A 14,616-nucleotide genomic window follows, 5' to 3' on the forward strand; every position below is an offset into this window, starting at 1 on the left:
TCACCCGTTCGCCACTCGCCATCTCTCTAGCAAGCTAGAAAATGCTGCCGTTCGACTTGCATGTGTTAAGCATGCCGCCAGCGTTCAATCTGAGCCAGGATCAAACTCTTCAGTTCAATTCCTGTGCTAGTTTAAAACCAGCTTCTTTACTTATTTATTTCTTCTTAGCACTCAAAGGTTCTTCAAAGTGCCCACACAGTTTGTCTTCTCTCTTCTTAATGAACTTGCCCCGAAGGCGTGCTGCGTATTCTACTGATTTCACCATCAGTGTCAAACACTTTTTGCATTTTTTTTAAAATGTTTTCTTTAATTTATCTACCGCAGTCCATATCGATCACTGCATGCGCATGCTGGGCATTTTTTGCATTAAAAAATTAAACCTAACTTCAACATTTGAGTATTGAGGTGAGGTTTATAAAAGGTTTCATCGATTACTACCTAGAGATTCTCTAAGATATTGTAAGACTAAAATATGGTGTTGAAATTAGTTGTGAGTCGAACTGTAGAAATGTAATTATTATTTAGTACGCACATAAGTACGAAACGTCATGTCATATTTGTTTTTTTCATCACAGGGTCTGAATTGTTCATCACAACAATGCCAAATTGCTTCATCAATTTCTGGAAAATAAACATCTGCGATAAATTGGTGATGTATACGTGTTATATATAGACGGTTTGCTTTTTCCATGGCCTTAGTAAAAAGTTCTGCACCGCCGATAATCATAATTTCAGAAAAATCTTTTGTTTGCTTGATGGCGTTCTCTAAAGAATCAACAACAGTAACGCCATTAATTGATTCTATACTGCGGCTGAGCACAATATTTAAGCGACCAGGTAACGGTTTTCCGATAGAATCGAATGTTTTTCTTCCCATAATAATGGGTTTTCCCATCGTTATTGATTTAAAATGTTGTAAATCGGCAGGTAAATGGCAAAGCAGTTGATTATTGAAACCTAATCCACCATTCTCATCAATTGCAGCGATTAAACTAATCATGATTTCATCCTAGATAATACCATAGCCTTTGCCATATCGACTGCAGCAAACATTGAACCCGTATCAAGCCTATTTTTGCCCGCCAATTCTAGAGCAGTTCCATGATCTACTGAAGTACGTATTATAGGTAACCCTAATGTTACATTAACAGCATTATGGAAATCAGCATACTTAATTACTGGTAAGCCTTGATCATGATACATAGCAACATAAGCATCACAGTGTTTTAAATGACTGTTGATAAACATAGTATCTGCTGGCATTGGTCCTTCAACGTTCATGCCTTGTTTTTGTAGTACAGTTAAGGCGGGAGTAATGATCTCAATTTCCTCTCGTCCAAGATATCCTGACTCGCCAGCATGTGGATTTAAGCCGGCTACTTTAATGCATGGATCTTTGATATTGAAATCTTGAATTAATGATTGGTGTACCTGAGTAATCACTTTAATAATGAGCTCTGAAGTAATTGCATCAGGCACCATGCGTAATGGAAGATGTGTAGTAACTAATGCGACCTTCATCGCATTGCACGCTAACATCATCACCACATCTACCTTGTAAAATTGAGCAAAAAACTCAGTGTGACCAGTAAATGAAATTCCCGCCTCGTTTATGATTGCCTTGTGGACTGGAGCTGTAATTAATCCAGAAAAATCACCTTGTCCACATAATATAGCGGCCTGGTTTAATAATTCTATAACATAAGTTGCATTTTTGAGATTAAGACAGCCACTTTCGACTGTCTCAGGACACATTACAGGATATACTGTCAAATAACCGGGTTTAGGCTCAATAACTTGTCCTCTTTTATAGGGTATAAAACAAATATCGCAATTTAATTCTTTAGCTCTAGCCTCTAATACTGCCTGATCTCCTAGAATCACTAATGGAAAATCATATCCTGCAAGAGCCAAGCATAAATCTGGACCAACTCCAGCTGGCTCTCCGCTGCTAATAAGCAGTGGCTTCACGCCAGCTCCTTTTCAATAATATTTATATATGCATCTGAACGTATATGTTGTTGCCAATTTTGAACTGCTTCAGCAAACTTTCGTTGTTGTAAAAACTGTCGTACTTGCTGCTTTTTAAAAGCTTCTGAATCATCTTCTTGTTTACGGCCAAGGACTTGAATTAGATGCCAACCAAATTGTGATTTTACCGGAGGACTAATTTCATTGACAGCAAGCTTATCCATTACTTTCTCAAACTCCGGGACTAACACACCTGGCGAAACCCAACCTAAATCACCACCTTTTACTGCGCTGGATGAATCCAGGGAATATTGCTTTGCCATTAGTGCAAAATCTTTGCCCGACTTTAATTGTTGATATATATTTGTCACTTGTTTTTTCGAATCCTCAGGCAGCATACTGGGATCAGGCTTTAATAGAATATGGCGGACATGAGTCTTGGTAATGACATGATGCTGGTTGTCTCCACCAATAGAAACCAGTTTAATTAGCTGAAAACCATTACCTGCGCGTAAGGGACCTGCTACTTGCCCCACTTTCATGTTCACTACTTCCTTTGCAAACAATTCGGGTAATTCGGCTAAATGACGCTCACCTAAATCTCCTCCTTCCAATGCAAATTCTCCACTGGAATTTTCTATAGCCAGACGGCTAAAATTGCCACCATTTTTTATCTTCACTAATAAAGAATCTGCTTTACTTTTAGCTTTTTTTACTTCTTCTGATGTAGGTTCTTCATTTAATGGAATAACTATATTCTGAAGATGGTAGGTTAGTGCAGAACGGTTGATTATTCCGCCTTCTGTTTTAAGATATTGTTCAACTTGCTCATTCGTAACAACAGTGTCTCTCCCTACTGCCTTTTGTTGTAAGTTAGAAAGGAGAATTTCTTTGCGAATATTTTCTCTGTACTCATCCCAAGTCATCCCTTGCCTGGTAATTTCCTCACGAAGCTGGGTTACAGTGGCGTGGTTCGCTGTAGCAATTTTTTCAATCGCCTGATTTAATTCAGTATCATCTACCGTAAGCCCATGTTGCTTTGCCATTTGCAGCTGCACATTCACATCGATTAAATGTTGAAGTACTTGCTTACGCAACACAGAATCTCCTGGAACTTGCATTCCTTGAGCTATAATTTGTTTCTTTGTTAATTCAACTTGTTTGTTTAGTTCGCTTGCCGTGATGACTCCATTATTAACAACGGCAACCACCTTATCCAATAACTGTTTCGCTTCTGTCACACCAACTACAGCAAACAATATGCATGCAAGGGTTATTTTTTTATACATGTTAATCCTTATTACTTTTTTTCGAGCAATTTAGGTTATTTTTATTCAAAAAACAAGCAGCTCTGTTTTAATTTATACCACTATCTAATGATGAAATGGATCACTGTACCCCGGAATATAAGTATTCAAGACATTTCCAGGATCACTATTTGCCACTGATCCTAAGCCTTTTAATAAAATTTGCAAATAGATGTTGTTATTATATCGGGGCAAATATTCTTCACTTAAACTCTTAAACGTTCTTCCGCCCAAAATTCTCACCGCCCAGCAACAACTATCATATTGCATCCCTAATAAAGACATCATACTGTAATCCTTACTAATATTTTGACTGTATGCGCCAACAGCAGTCCATCGATCACTTATTGGCCAAGCAGCAGAGACTATTCCTTGATGTAATGCATTATCTACTCCTGCATTATTCCTAACTGATGTCACATCTCCATTAACTAGATAACTGTAGCCCAAATTAATAACGGCATTCAGCTTAGGTTGATACTGTAAGTTTAAGCCACCATTGTTTGTCGCGGAAGTAGCAGGATCCCATACATAATTACCCAGGACTTTAAATTTAGGATTAAAATAGATTACCCCACGTGAAGCTATAGGTGACGTTCCATAAAATGGAGATATATATCCAATTTCAAGAGGATTTGCAGTACAAATGCCTGTCGGACTGCGGCAAAGTTGAACTTGCCTATTTGAAAAATATTTGATTTGACCAACAGAAAGACTAGCGAATTCAGCCCCTGTTCTTTCTGACAGCCAACGAGTAGTCACTGCATAGGATAATTGATTTGCATCACCAATGCGATCAAACCCTGAAAAACGATTGGTTCTAAAAAGCTGATCAAAATTAAAAATCATATTAGCTGTATCATATATAGGCAGCTGACTTTGATTATAAAAAGGAACATACAAATAATATAAACTTGGCTCTAAAGTTTGAGCATATGAATTACCATTCCAGTTAAAGTTTCTGTCAAAAAATAAACCACCATGAGTACTAAAACGCGGAATAAATCGGTTATCTTCAGTGTTCGTATCAATCCAATTATTCTGTACTTGATAGTAGTTTTCTACAAATTCTACTGATGGTGTAATAAATCCCCAATTAGCTCGCTGCGGCAAGGAAAGTATTGGGTTAAGGTGAAACCTGGGACCCTGGGGCACTTTTCTTCTCAAAAATTGCGTTGAGACGGGCCAGACAAACTGATCATATTGTCCTGTTATATTTAAATTTGCCTGAGCAGGCAATTCATAATAATAGCCACGAGCATTTAATTGCGGTAAACGTTCATATTGATCAAGAATAGGCGGCTCATTGATCGGATGCAATGTTTGAAAACTTTGCACCATACTTCTAAAAGTCCAATGTTCCGTTGAATAGGTTAAATCGGCTTGACGCAATAACTGTCGCTGGGTGATCCGGGCCAAGTTGGTGCTGAAATCCTGAAAGTAATAATCATCAGAAACTTGGTGAACATTAACATTTAAACGCAAATTGGGACTCAATTGTGTGGTATCACGAACACCAAAGAGCCATCGATTTGTTGACTTATCTTTAAAGGAAGGAAATTCTTCCACATGATTGTTCAAAAAATTCCGGTATGCAGCATCATTCGGCAAAAAACTCCCGGTAAGAAATCCTACACTGTTTTTAGTTAAATATCGGAATTCTCCACTTAACATTACATTCCGCTCGGTGTAAAGATGCGGAGTTAGAGTCAAATCGTAGTTTGGTGCAATATTCCAATAATAAGGAAGTCCCAGATCAAAACCACCTACATTGGAATATCCAACTAGAGGCATTAAGAAACCTGATTTACGTTCTTTAGTTGTAGGAAAACTCAGATAGGGAACATATAGAAGAGGCCAGTCACGGATACGCAACTTCACATTCCTGGCGACCCCCATTTTTTTCTTGTTGTCGATAACAATTGATTTAGCCTCAATATCCCAAGCTTTATCCTGTGGCGCACAGGTAGTGTAAGTCGCCTGACGTAACAAATAATCTGAATTAGGAAAGCGCTGCATTAGGCTGGCTCTTCCCCATGCAGGTAATATTGCCGTATGTTTATTGGTATTAAAACGGTAGAGCACATCTTCAGTTTGACCTGATTTATCCTGCGGATTAATTGTTGCTTTGCGAGCAATCAATAATCGATCGGGCTCCAGATAACGAACATTACCTAAAAACTCAATTTTCGTGACCTGCTTACTTTCGGGATCTCGATATACATGTGCTGTTTGAGCATTGACTATTCGTTGGCCTTGTTGTACCTCAACATGACCAGTTAAAGTTGACGGCTTATCTTGATAAAAAGAAACTTTGTCCGCCATGATCCTTATTTCATCAGGCGACGAAAGGGGGGTGACCGTGAGTGGTTGGTACGAGCCAAGGCAAATAGGAGAGCTTTTATCGTCATGCCACCCCAGGCATTGGGCAAATCTCGACCTAACCGCATCCGTTAAATCAACATCACGTGCGATGACACAAGCTTGAACTGGTTCATTAATTAAAGAAGCAGAATAGGCTAACGCATGATAAATTACCATGAGCAAAATAAGTAGAGTCGTAAATATGCTCATCAAGAACCATTTAAATGAAATCTTGTTCACGGGTAATAAAATGCCTTATTATGCACACAAAAAACATGTAACTTATCACAGATCCTCGCACTTACGCTAAGGGTATTGCGGTATAATTCATACCACAACCTACTTCTTTATTCTGTCTACTCATGAGAGAAGAGATCCTGGTTATAAGTTACAACCATAAATAATGATGGGGAAGTATACCATGCATGCAAGAGAAAACGCACTGAAAGAATGGTTAATTCATACGCTTAAACAGCAAGATTTCCAATTAACTCCTTTGGCCGGAGATGCGAGTTTTAGAAGATATTTTCGTCTTCAGTATAATGGAATTACGCAAGTTATCATGGATGCGCCTCCAGGAAAGGAGGATCTAAAACCTTTTATACATATTGCACAAACGCTTGAGAAAGCAGGAGTTTATACTCCAAAAATTCTAGCAATGAATTTAGCAGATGGATTCTTATTATTAAGTGATTTAGGAGATCAACTTCTTTTGAATGTTCTTAACCCTGAAAACATGAATGCTCATTATCGTCAGGCCATAAACACTTTATTTAAAATTCAAACTTGTTCAATTCATGATCCAATGCTTGCAGTATTTGATAAAACACATATGCTCAAAGAAATGAGTTTATGTTCCGAATGGTTTTTTAACACATATCTTGATTTGCAACTGCACCCGGATGAAAGGACTTTAGTGCAACAATCCATGGAATGGATTGCCACAGAAGTAGCACGGCAACCTTTAACTTTTATTCATCGTGATTATCATTCTCGCAATCTGATGCTTTTACAAAATGAAGTGGAATCAACCTTGGGAGTTATCGACTTTCAAGACGCAATGATTGGTCCGTTCACTTATGATTTGGTTTCTTTGCTCAAAGATTGCTATATTTCATGGCCACGAAGTAAAATTCTAGAGTTAGTTGAGTTTTTTTACACTCAAAGTACTTTAACCAAGGATTATTCTTTGCCTGAATTTATCCGAGCATTTGATCTTTGTGGCTTACAACGACACATAAAAGTTTTAGGAATTTTTTGTCGCTTGCATTTAAGAGACAACAAATCTGGCTATCTTAGAGACTTACCTTTAACCTTAAAATATGTACTTGAATGCACAGAAACTTATGCAGAATTACATCCACTCTTCCAATTTATGCAAATGAGAGTTTATCTACCATGAAAACTGCGATGATATTGGCTGCTGGACGTGGCGACCGTTTAAAACCGCTTACTGATGTCCGCCCCAAAGCTCTGTGTATTGTTAAAGGAAAACCTTTAATAGAACATCATGTAATCAATTTAGCAAAGGCTGGTTTTGAACGATTAGTAATAAACCATGCCTATCTTGGCGGAAAAATTCGTCAGTATTTAGGCAACGGAACACGCTGGGGAATTGAAATTTGTTATTCTCCAGAACCTCCTGGAGGCTTGGAAACAGGAGGTGGCATTGTAAATGCCCTGCCGCAACTCGGAGATAAACCTTTTATTACTGTCAATGCAGATATCTACACCGATTTTGATTTTTCTCAATTACAACCAGAAAATACTCATGCAATTCATGTAATTTTAGTAAATAAAAATCCAGCACTTAATCACCGCGGAGACTTCGGCTTAATCAATCAAACTCAGTTGAGTAACGCAAATCGAAAATATACCCTTGCAGGTATTTGCTGCTACAATCCACAGATATTTACACAATACAAACAAGGTCGCTATTCGGTTGCACCTATAATCCGGCAATATGCTGAACAAAATAAAGTAACTGCTTGTTTATATGATGGCATTTGGTTTGATATAGGGACTATAGAGCGATTACATGCAGTGAATAAGATTTAACACAGAATCATCTCACTACATGTAATAAATAACTACTACCTTGCTAAGGCTTACTCGGGGTAAAAGGTCCTAACTCTAGGAGGGGCCAATACCTGTAGGTTGGATTTCGGGCTCGACTTTTTCCGCTTCTTCAGACTCCATTACTCTTTCTACAGCTTTCTCGACAGCTTTCTGGACTGTAGCTTTTTTGGCTTCCGCCAATCTTTGCTCACCTGGATATTCACGATGTCGTGACACAATTGCGGTTTGAAAATTATTACTTTCTAAATAATCCTTGAATTCTTGACCTGAATCGGACATTAACTCTTCCACTTCCTCAGCAGTCAGTTTTCGTGTATTACCATCGGAGTCCTTTTTAAAGAAATAACCCTTTTCAGTTTCAACTTGATGGTTATTAGCTAACCATGCATTAAACAAGCTATCTAATAAATCCTCTGTTTTCTTTTCAAATGGAGGGGCTCCTTTCTCAGTAGAAGCATATCCTCGAACAAAATGTCCATCCTTACTGATCCCGAAATCGAATCGAATACCAGGATAATTTTCTTTCGATAATATATCCACCGCTTCTTGTGTGATCCCGCGATGCATGCTTTCTTTCTTGGAAACAGGCGGCTTACCCGCCCATGTTCGAGATTCTTGTGGGGAACATTGGTATATTGCAAGTTGAGTAATTTCATCAAATGTCTTTCCTATTTGCTCCCCAATTTTCATTTTCTCTGGCGATTTATAGGTTGCAATTATTTGATGAACTGCTTTTCTGGCATATTCTGCTATTTCTATTGAATTTTCTGCCATTTTAATTATTTTTAAGAGATTTTCTCTAATTAATGGTTTCTCGCTTTTGGATGATACCACAGATACATTTTCAGCCATAAAATTAATCTCTCACGCGAATTCTGTTTATCGTATTGACTTAATTATAGCAAAACAGCGCTGCTTACAGCACAACTGTTTTTAGCTCACCTGTTAAAGATTTGTAAATATAGGGTGCATGAACCAAGTTTTACGCGCTCTCTCATTCTTTGTTTCCTGGGAAAAACCTAAAAATCTCCCCAAATTAGCCCCCCGCGGTTTCCCGCGGGAATCCATTCTTTAAGAGGAAGCATCTTCCTGCATAAAGGGCGATTTAATTTCATTAATAACCGAGTTAAATAATTGGTTTTTCATTGAATCAAAAGTAAACTCATCAACTAAAATAGCGTCCCATCGAGCCGCTTCAGTTGCAAGTAAGGCCTCCATTTCCTCTTGAGTGAGTTCATTATTGGCAACTTTCTCTTTTAATTTATCGCTTAATTTACCAAATTTAATCCGTCTTATATCTCCCACTTTTTTGACAAGTTCATCTGTTTTAATAATTTGCTGTAAAGCATGCTCCACTTTGTCTATAGGTTGTTTCGGATCACCACTTAAGTAAACGATGTTTTTCAGTCGATCGCGATACTGATTATTCGTGGTCATTAATCGAGCTAATTTCTGATCCAACTTATCTGTTGGATAACGCATAGTTTGCCCCAAAGGAAATGCCAATACGCGTGCAAAAATGCCCAAAAATCTGGATGGGAAATTGTAACATAATGCGATCATTGCTCGTTGCGCATGATAAAAACAATAGGAAACTGCCCATTGGGCATGCAATAAATCATCAGGATTCTCATCATTCAATTGCACATTACGCAAAACACCCATTGCCATATAAAGATAGGACATTCCATCGGCAAGACGCGCTGAGAGCCGCTCCTTACGTTTTAAATCCCCACCGAGTACAATCAAAGACAAATCCGCAAGCCAGGCATAAGCGTGGCTCAAACGTGCCAAACGTTGATACTCACGTTTCATTTTTTGCTTAGGAGCCCTAATGAACATTCCACCAGTCCATCCCGAACAAATTGTTTTGGCAAAATTTTGCATGAAATATTGAATATGCTTCCAGATAACCTCTCTAAAAGCATCTTTATCCTGATTGGAAATTGCATAAAACTCATGGCGGATGTATGGATGACATGCCATCGAACCTTGTCCAAAAATTAACAAGTTGCGTGACATCACATTTGCTCCTTCCACAGTAATGGAAATAGGAACTCCGTTGTAAAAATTAGTGAGATAATTACGTGGACCAACAACCACAGCTCGTCCGGCATGCACATCCATCGATGCATTGACCACTGATCGCGCTAATTCTGTATTAAAATATTTCGCAATCGCCGAAGCCACGGAAGGTTTTTTATGCTCATTCACAGCGGCTACAGTCAATAACCGATTTGAATTAATCAAATAATTTAAACCAGCGATTTCTGCGAGTTTTTCTTCAACTCCTTCAAATTGGCCAATTTCTACATTAAATTGACAGCGTATGCGCGCAAAAGCACTCGTTGCGAGATAACACGAAGAGGAAGAACCCGCTCCAAGCGCCGGTAAAGAAATGGAACGACCAATCGATAGGCATTCAACTAACATTTGCCATCCATTACCTATTCGTTTCTGCCCTCCAATCACGGTTGTGATTGGTACAAAAATATCTTTTCCACGAATCGTGCCGTTCATAAATGGTTGATCAGAAGGTAAATGACGATTACCAATTTCCAGATTTTTGGTATCGCGTGGAATCAACACACAAGTGATTCCTTCCTCCCCTTCACCCTGCAACAAATTATCGGGATCTTTCACATTCACTGCAAGACCAATTAAGGTTGCTACAGGTGCTAAAGTAATCCAACGTTTATCTAAAGTAATGTTTAATCCGAGCACCATCTTGCCATCAACTTTTTTCTTCATGACAACTGCAGTTGACTGAATAGAGGTTGCATCACTACCTGCCCCTGGTTCGGTTAAAGCAAAACACGGAATATCAATACCTTTTGCAAGGCGTGGTAAGTAATGATTCTTTTGTTCCTCTGTTCCATAATAATTGATTAATTCACCTGGGCCTAAGGAATTAGGTACCATTACCGTCACCGCAGCGACACCCGAGCGACTGGATATTTTCATTACCACATCAGAATGCGCACGCGCTGAGAATCCCTTACCACCATACTCCTTTGGAATTACCAACCCAAAAAATCCATTTTCCTTCATATATGTCCAAACTTTTTCTGGCAAATCACGAGTTTGGCTAATTTCCCACTCATCGATCATGCTGCATAAAGTGTTCGTTTCATTATCAAGAAATGCTTGTTCTTCTGCTGAAAGCTCTGTAGACACATTCGCTAATCTGTTCCAATCAGGTGTTCCAGTAAAAATATCTTGCTCTAACCAAGTATCACCTGCATTAAGTGCTTCTTCCTCTGTTTTGGATAACTTAGGAACCGACTTACCAGCTGTCTTATAAAGATAATCGGCAATCGTTGCGCGTAACGGCTCAAGGTAGACTACGAGTAATGCCACAATAATCACCAGCCAGAGCAGAAAGCCAATGCTCCAAGGTAAGCCAATAGCAAACGTGGCAACAATCAAGTAAAAAACGCTTCCCAATTCCCAAACTAATGGATTCATTGCTCTATAAAGAACAATTAAAGTAAAAATTAGGTACACTAAAAAAAACAGAATGGCCATAATATCAATACCTTCCCTTGCTTTGCATAATAAAGGTGTAGTATATACTCTTTATTTTAAGAGTAGCAATTAAGCATGAACCAACGTTTGGTTTGGAATTTCGAATTTACTCCCAAAACAAGCTTGTCTTTGGCAAATTTAGTGGATAAAAAAGACGAACAGATAAAATGGGAGACGCGTTATTTTTGGCCGGATAATAAGATAATTGTTTTAAATACTATTGATAAGTCATTACTGGATCTAACTCAATACAAGCAAAAACATAGAGAAGATTGCTATTATTTGCTGCCAGGAACAAGTTACAACATTAAGAAACGCAGAGAACAATTGATTTACAAGCCTCTAATCAAACAATCAAGCCATGCTGCAGGCTATGGCGCCAAAATAATTCTTAGTGACCATCAAGACCATCCTCTCTCCCCCGATTTACGAGAAATAACACAACAAGTTGAACAGGAGGGAGTTGAGGTTTATGTTAAAAAAGAAGCACTTATCTATAAATTACCGACAAACCCCACCGTAAAAATTGAGCTCGCTCGTCTCGAAGCATGCAACCAAATTTATTTTAGCTTATGTATCGAGGGAAAATCACTTCATTTGGTGGAGACTATTTCCAAACACTTGCTGGATGAACCTGTTTCCTGCCAATATGTAACTTTCCTGAAAAATTTACTGAAATTATGATAAACACCTTGTTTGCGATCGTCCTAAGCTTTGGAAAAATTGGCCTTATCTCATTAGGAGGTGGGAATTCAATGCTAAAGCTGTTGGAGTATGAAGCTGTTGATTATCGACACTGGATAGGACAGGAAGAGTTTATCGCCATGGTGGGCTCAAGCTTTATTTTTCCAGGATTAACCGGTGTTAAATTATCTGCCCTTATTGGATATAAAGCTGCAGGAATTACCGGTTTAGTTCTTGCCGTTCTTAGTCTTAATTTGCCAGGATTATTGATGGCCATACTAGGTTATCATTGGCTTACGAGCCATAATGGACCTGGAATGCGGAAAATAATGATTGGCGTACAATATGGGGCATTAGCCTTACTCGCAGCAGCCAGTTACTCAGTTGCTCAAGGCGTTTTAAATATGTATTTTTCCATCCCAATTGCTCTGTGTTGTTTTGTATTTTTTCTTGCTTTAACTTTTTGGAATTTATCACCCTTTTACGGATTTATAGGATTTATAGTAGTATGTTTTTTTCTGGTTCGTTAACAGCGCTAATAGTAACATAGCCAGGTCATATTACTTTTTGTAATAAAATAATGGAGTTACCCTTGGAAACTGTGTTTGATAATCCAGAATACTATATCAATAGAGAATTCTCTATTATCGCATTTAATCAGCGAGTTCTGATGCTGGCTAATGATGAACGCGTTCCTTTACTGGAAAGAATGCGTTTTCTTAGTATTTGCAGCAGTAACCTTGATGAGTTTTTTGAAATACGTGTTGCCGGGCTTAAAGAAAAGATTGCCATGTCATCAGGAAAATTAACTATTGATGGTTTGCGATCTGATGAAGCATTTAGCCAAATTAGCCAAAAAACACATAAACTCATTGATCAGCTGTACTCCATATTTAATAAACAACTTCTTCCCGCATTAGCGAAGGAAAAAATTTATTTTCTTGATACGGAACAATGGACCGATGACATCCATTTATGGGCAAAACACTATTTTAAACATGAGATTCAACCAGTAATTAGCCCTATAGCTCTTGATTTGGCACATCCTTTGCCACAACTGATTAACAAAAGCTTAAACTTTATTATTTCTCTAAGTGGTAAAGATGCATTTGACCGTAATATTAATTATGCAGTAGTGCATGCCCCACGATCGATTCCCAGAGTCATTCATTTGCCTTCAGAGTTATGTGGAGATGCTCATTATTTTGTTCATCTCTCTTCTATCATTACTACCCATGTTGATAGTTTATTTCCAGGAATGGAGATAAGTGGCTGTTATTCTTTTCGTCTTACCCGAAATAGCGATCTTTTTTTACGCGAGGAAGAAATTGATGATTTGGCAAAAGCCGTGCAACGCGAAATCTTTTCTCGTCATTATGGTCATGTGGTGCGACTCGAAATTGAAAAAAATTGCCCTGAAAAAATTGTCGACTTTTTATTGCAAAAATATCATCTACGTCATGAAGATACCTATTATTGTGATGGACCCGTTAACATACAACGCCATTTAACTGCGATTAACAGCATTGATAGACCTGACTTGAATTATCCACTCTTTACAGCGCAATACCCCCAATTTCCCAGATCAGAACGAAATCTATTCAATGTAATTGATGAGCAAGACATCCTCCTCCATCACCCCTATCAAAGTTTTGAACTCGTTATTGATTTTGTAAGACAGGCAGCAAGCGATCCCAATGTCCTGGCAATTAGCCAAACTTTATATCGTACTCGTTCAGAATCTGTAATGGTCGATGCTTTGGTTGATGCGGCACATTCAGGGAAGGAAGTGACGGCGGTTATCGAGTTACGGGCCCGGTTTGATGAAGAATCCAATCTTAAATTAGCAAACCGTTTACATGCCGCAGGCATTCTCGTGCTTTATGGGGTGGTAGGGTATAAAACTCATGCTAAAATGACCCTGGTTGTTCGACGATCTCATGGGAAATTAAAGCGTTACGTCCATTTAAGTACTGGAAACTACCATGAATACACAGCAAAACGATACACTGACTTGGGTTTATTAACTTGTGAACCTACAATCACCTCTGATATTCAAATCATTTTTCAACAGTTAACTGGTCTTGGCAAAGTAGTTAAACTCAAAGCACTTAGTCATTCGCCATTTACGTTACAAAAAACACTGTTGCAATATATCGAGCAATGCACTGCCGCTGCATTAAAAAAAGGAGACACAGAAATCCTTTTGAAAGTAAATGGACTAGCTGATAAAACTATAATTCAAGCCTTATATAAGGCATCACAAGCCGGGGTGAAAATAAATTTGCTTGTGCGCGGGGTTTGTTGTCTCAAACCAGGAATACCCGGGGTTTCGGAAAATATCCGCGTACTTTCCTACATTGGACGCTTCCTGGAGCATCATCGAGTATTTTATTTTCGTATTCATGAAAATGAACATTATTTTTGTTCTAGCGCCGATCTGATGGAAAGAAACTTATATCACCGTATTGAAATTATGTTCCCCATTCTGGATGAAAACTGTAAAAAGCGGATCAAGCAAGAAATTATTAAAAACTACCTCAAAGACAACAGCAATACTTGGGAAATGCAAAGTGACGGCAGTTATAAGCCAGTAACTCAAGGAACTAATTGCGCCCAAGAAAAACTGATTAAGCTCTATCAGGATGATGGAACTACTATTTAACAGCAGCAACCTCATAAA

The 14,616-nt window shown here is 38.4% G+C and carries 11 protein-coding genes and 1 rRNA gene; 5 read left to right on the top strand and 7 right to left on the bottom strand.

The genetic code is table 11. The annotated features are described in order from the left end of the window. The 5 genes from BW930_RS04465 to BW930_RS04485 all read right to left on the bottom strand — a co-directional run. Positions 1-116: ribosomal RNA gene (locus BW930_RS04465) — 16S ribosomal RNA — on the bottom strand; the annotation flags it as partial. Between the two features lie 401 nt (positions 117-517). Next, positions 518-1,000, bottom strand: a complete 483-nt coding sequence (locus BW930_RS04470) for a dihydrofolate reductase (protein WP_058467184.1) — start codon at positions 998-1,000, stop codon at positions 518-520. Continuing rightward, complete coding sequence (pdxA, locus tag BW930_RS04475) at positions 997-1,971, bottom strand: 4-hydroxythreonine-4-phosphate dehydrogenase PdxA (protein ID WP_058467185.1); 975 nt, start codon at positions 1,969-1,971, stop codon at positions 997-999. Before pdxA ends, BW930_RS04470 begins: the two co-directional genes overlap by 4 nt. Continuing rightward, complete coding sequence (locus tag BW930_RS04480; RefSeq protein ID WP_058467186.1) at positions 1,968-3,260, bottom strand: peptidylprolyl isomerase; 1,293 nt, start codon at positions 3,258-3,260, stop codon at positions 1,968-1,970. Before BW930_RS04480 ends, pdxA begins: the two co-directional genes overlap by 4 nt. Positions 3,261-3,344: 84 nt before the next feature. Beyond that, positions 3,345-5,852, bottom strand: coding sequence for an LPS-assembly protein LptD (locus tag BW930_RS04485; RefSeq protein ID WP_058467187.1), 2,508 nt, complete (start codon positions 5,850-5,852; stop codon positions 3,345-3,347). Positions 5,853-6,063: 211 nt separating this feature from the next. Between BW930_RS04485 and BW930_RS04490 the strand changes: the two genes are divergently transcribed. Next, on the top strand, positions 6,064-7,044 hold the full coding sequence (locus BW930_RS04490; protein WP_058467188.1) for an aminoglycoside phosphotransferase family protein: 981 nt from the start codon (positions 6,064-6,066) through the stop codon (positions 7,042-7,044). Then, the gene (gene murU / locus BW930_RS04495) at positions 7,041-7,700 is read left to right on the top strand and encodes an N-acetylmuramate alpha-1-phosphate uridylyltransferase MurU (protein WP_058467189.1); all 660 of its coding nucleotides are present in this window, start codon (positions 7,041-7,043) and stop codon (positions 7,698-7,700) included. The genes BW930_RS04490 and murU overlap by 4 nt, the downstream gene beginning before the upstream one ends. A 75-nt stretch (positions 7,701-7,775) precedes the next feature. On the opposite strand, the gene BW930_RS04500 is transcribed toward murU, so the two are convergent. Together BW930_RS04500 and BW930_RS04505 are read right to left on the bottom strand one after the other, a co-directional pair. Then, entirely contained in the window at positions 7,776-8,573 is a 798-nt protein-coding gene (locus BW930_RS04500) for a hypothetical protein (RefSeq protein WP_058467190.1), read from the bottom strand. A gap of 219 nt (positions 8,574-8,792) precedes the next feature. Next, positions 8,793-11,249 carry an acyl-CoA dehydrogenase gene (locus BW930_RS04505; RefSeq protein WP_058467191.1) on the bottom strand — a complete coding sequence of 819 codons (2,457 nt, stop codon included), beginning with the start codon at positions 11,247-11,249 and terminating at the stop codon, positions 8,793-8,795. Between the two features lie 75 nt (positions 11,250-11,324). Between BW930_RS04505 and BW930_RS04510 the strand changes: the two genes are divergently transcribed. From BW930_RS04510 to ppk1, 3 genes are all read left to right on the top strand, one after another. Next, positions 11,325-11,933, top strand: a complete 609-nt coding sequence (locus tag BW930_RS04510; protein ID WP_058467192.1) for a hypothetical protein — start codon at positions 11,325-11,327, stop codon at positions 11,931-11,933. Then, the gene (locus tag BW930_RS04515; protein WP_058467193.1) at positions 11,930-12,463 is read left to right on the top strand and encodes a chromate transporter; all 534 of its coding nucleotides are present in this window, start codon (positions 11,930-11,932) and stop codon (positions 12,461-12,463) included. The genes BW930_RS04510 and BW930_RS04515 overlap by 4 nt, the downstream gene beginning before the upstream one ends. Before the next feature lie 62 nt (positions 12,464-12,525). Further along, positions 12,526-14,598: a polyphosphate kinase 1 gene (gene ppk1, locus BW930_RS04520; RefSeq protein WP_172461602.1), complete on the top strand. Its 2,073-nt coding sequence runs from the start codon at positions 12,526-12,528 to the stop codon at positions 14,596-14,598. Positions 14,599-14,616: the final 18 nt, after the last annotated feature.

The sequence above is a fragment of the Fluoribacter gormanii genome (genome assembly GCF_900156395.1).
GTDB lineage: Bacteria > Pseudomonadota > Gammaproteobacteria > Legionellales > Legionellaceae > Legionella > Legionella gormanii.

Coding starts and splice junctions, on each gene's coding strand:
- BW930_RS04470 (WP_058467184.1), bottom strand. CDS start 1,000: ATGATTAGTTTAATCGCTGCAATTGATGAGAATGGTGGATTAGGTTTC.
- murU (WP_058467189.1), top strand. CDS start 7,041: ATGAAAACTGCGATGATATTGGCTGCTGGACGTGGCGACCGTTTAAAA.
- BW930_RS04500 (WP_058467190.1), bottom strand. CDS start 8,573: ATGGCTGAAAATGTATCTGTGGTATCATCCAAAAGCGAGAAACCATTA.
- BW930_RS04515 (WP_058467193.1), top strand. CDS start 11,930: ATGATAAACACCTTGTTTGCGATCGTCCTAAGCTTTGGAAAAATTGGC.
- BW930_RS04480 (WP_058467186.1), bottom strand. CDS start 3,260: ATGTATAAAAAAATAACCCTTGCATGCATATTGTTTGCTGTAGTTGGT.
- BW930_RS04510 (WP_058467192.1), top strand. CDS start 11,325: ATGAACCAACGTTTGGTTTGGAATTTCGAATTTACTCCCAAAACAAGC.
- BW930_RS04490 (WP_058467188.1), top strand. CDS start 6,064: ATGCATGCAAGAGAAAACGCACTGAAAGAATGGTTAATTCATACGCTT.
- BW930_RS04485 (WP_058467187.1), bottom strand. CDS start 5,852: ATGAGCATATTTACGACTCTACTTATTTTGCTCATGGTAATTTATCAT.
- BW930_RS04505 (WP_058467191.1), bottom strand. CDS start 11,249: ATGGCCATTCTGTTTTTTTTAGTGTACCTAATTTTTACTTTAATTGTT.